Source organism: Geothrix campi (genome assembly GCF_024609265.1).
Lineage (GTDB): Bacteria > Acidobacteriota > Holophagae > Holophagales > Holophagaceae > Geothrix > Geothrix campi.
The window spans coordinates 1-814 of record NZ_JANHMP010000012.1 but is presented as its reverse complement, the minus strand read 5'-3'; the positions used below and the strand labels follow the sequence as shown (position 1 = coordinate 814).

Genomic DNA, 814 nt, shown 5'->3' with positions numbered 1-814 from the left:
ACGCGCCTAACCCTCCGCTCAAGTCGGACCCCGCCTGCATTGCCTTCCGCTCTCTCTCAACATCTCGCTATCTCGGCTCCGCTCATCGTCTCGGTGCAGGCGTGGCCGCTTAGCTTCATTCGTTAGGGCTCCACCCAATGCAGAGCGAAATTGAAACCTTCCTGAGTGAAAATGGGATCAAATTCCAACTCCTCACAAAGAAGGAGGCAAAAGCTGTTCGCCTAAAATGGCTCCAAGCCTTCGCATCAAAGGTTCTGAAAGAAAAGGGGACTGCCGTTTTTAACGGGTACATGTGGCATGGGTTCAGTTTCGAAATCGAGAATTGCTGTGAAGGTGATCCGGCAATCACCGAATATCAGAAACAGTACCAAGCCCCATTTGTAGTCTTCGACGAAGATGGTGACTTCTGCTTTCGTTGCGAAGGCAGTCCCTACCCAGACCTGACTCCATTTGAAAATGACCTATATGTGGCTCATCACAACATGAGGTGGACTATCGCGTTCACTCATGAGCAGCCAATGCTTGGCCCTTACTTCGCTATCTCACCAATGGTTGCGGCAAAATGAGCATAAGCCCAGTCATCGCCCTAACCCTCCGCTCAAGTCGGACCCCGCCTGCATTGCCCTCCGCTCTCTCTCAACATTTCGCTATCCCGGCTTCGCTCATCGCCTCGGTGCAGGCGTGGCTGGTTAGCTTCATTCGTTAGGTGGCTCGCACTCACAGGGACAAAATGCAACGAACCCTACAATTCAAAGTTTGGAGGGGGTACGCCTGGATGCACACTCTGGTGTTCTGGCTTGGCCCTGCCTACGTT

Annotated in this window: 1 protein-coding gene; it reads left to right on the top strand. The window is 52.7% G+C overall.

What is annotated here, in order from left to right; all coding sequences use genetic code 11:
- Positions 1-137 precede the first annotated feature (137 nt).
- Positions 138-566 (top strand): DUF4275 family protein, encoded by a 429-nt coding sequence (locus tag NOV65_RS15350; RefSeq protein WP_257307603.1) that lies wholly within the window; start codon positions 138-140, stop codon positions 564-566.
- Positions 567-814 lie beyond the last annotated feature (248 nt).